The following is a 1,133-nucleotide window of genomic DNA, read 5'->3' as shown; positions in this document are numbered from 1 at the left end:
GCGATAACTTTGGCTACAACACCAGCACCTACGGTACGGCCACCTTCACGGATAGCGAAACGCAGGCCGTCGTCCATCGCGATCGGGGCGATCAGGGTAACAACCATTTTGATGTTGTCGCCTGGCATTACCATTTCAACGCCTTCCGGCAGTTCGATGGTACCGGTCACGTCGGTAGTACGGAAGTAGAACTGCGGACGGTAGCCCTTGAAGAACGGGGTATGACGACCACCTTCTTCTTTGGACAGGACGTACACTTCGGATTCGAACTTGGTGTGCGGCTTGATGGAGCCCGGCTTGGCCAGAACCTGACCACGCTCAACTTCTTCACGCTTCACGCCACGCAGCAGGGCGCCAACGTTCTCACCGGCACGACCTTCGTCCAGCAGCTTACGGAACATTTCTACACCGGTACAGGTGGTAGAAACGGTGTCTTTGATACCGACGATTTCGACGGTCTCGCCAACTTTAACAATACCGCGCTCTACACGACCGGTAACTACGGTACCACGGCCAGCGATGGAGAAGACGTCTTCGATAGGCATCAGGAACGGCTGGTCGATAGCGCGCTCCGGCTCCGGGATGTAGGTATCCAGGTGGTTAGCCAGCTCGATGATTTTCTCTTCCCACTGAGCTTCGCCTTCCAGCGCTTTCAGAGCGGAACCACGTACTACCGGCAGGTCATCACCCGGGAAGTCGTACTCGGTCAGCAGTTCACGCACTTCCATTTCGACCAGCTCGAGCAGCTCTTCGTCGTCTACCATGTCGCACTTGTTCATGAACACGATCATGTACGGGATACCAACCTGGCGACCCAGCAGGATGTGCTCACGGGTTTGCGGCATCGGGCCGTCAGTCGCAGCAACTACCAGGATTGCGCCATCCATCTGGGCAGCACCGGTGATCATGTTCTTAACGTAGTCGGCGTGACCCGGGCAATCTACGTGGGCGTAGTGGCGGATCGCGGTGTCGTATTCTACGTGGGAGGTGTTGATGGTGATACCACGCTCACGCTCTTCCGGTGCCTTGTCGATCTGGTCGAAGGCGAAAGCTTTACCACCGAAGTGCTTGGCCAGCACGTTGGTGATGGCGGCGGTCAGGGTGGTTTTACCGTGGTCAACGTGGCCGATGGT

At 57.0% G+C, this 1,133-nt stretch carries 1 protein-coding gene; it reads right to left on the bottom strand.

The features are described 5' to 3' along the window. On the bottom strand, window positions 1-1,133 hold a 1,133-nt coding region (gene tuf, locus CUC44_RS20860), incomplete at both ends, for an elongation factor Tu (RefSeq protein ID WP_100861763.1).

This window comes from Aeromonas lusitana, from assembly GCF_002812985.1.
GTDB classification, from domain to species: Bacteria; Pseudomonadota; Gammaproteobacteria; order Enterobacterales; family Aeromonadaceae; genus Aeromonas; species Aeromonas lusitana.
This window is presented reverse-complemented; position numbering and strand designations above follow the sequence as displayed.